Annotated in this window: 1 protein-coding gene; it reads right to left on the reverse strand. The window is 61.0% G+C overall.

Features of this window, described 5'->3' with window-relative positions; genetic code table 11:
* The coding region (locus tag SB756_RS28765; RefSeq protein WP_410912919.1) for a hypothetical protein at positions 1-194 on the reverse strand (194 nt) is incomplete at its 3' end.
* Between the last annotated feature and the right edge of the window lie 142 nt (positions 195-336).

The following is a 336-nucleotide window of genomic DNA, read 5'->3' on the forward strand; positions in this document are numbered from 1 at the left end:
TTTTCCGCATCTTCCTTAGGCGCGGGTTGGGCCTGGGGCTGCCAACTGCCTGAGTTGACCTCCTTCTGCTTTTTCTTGCTCACCGCCCCGGTGTCCTTCCACTGGGGGGTGCCTGCATCCGCCAGGGCCCAGGTGGCGCACAGCCCCAAGGCGCCCAGCAGCACCAGTTGAATGGCACGTTGAGTTATACGCACGGGCGTCTCCTGATCCGTCGGTGAGAGGGTGAAATAGTTGAAACGCTAGACCGGATGTGGGCTTCTCGCCAATTCGACCGCCGAGTGGAGATCAAGCCGCCATCCCCATCGGCTTTTGCAGCGGCCATGAAAAAGGGCGAAG

Origin of the sequence: Pseudomonas sp. SIMBA_068 (assembly GCF_046534705.1) — a bacterium.
In the GTDB taxonomy this organism is placed as follows: Bacteria; Pseudomonadota; Gammaproteobacteria; order Pseudomonadales; family Pseudomonadaceae; genus Aquipseudomonas; species Aquipseudomonas putida.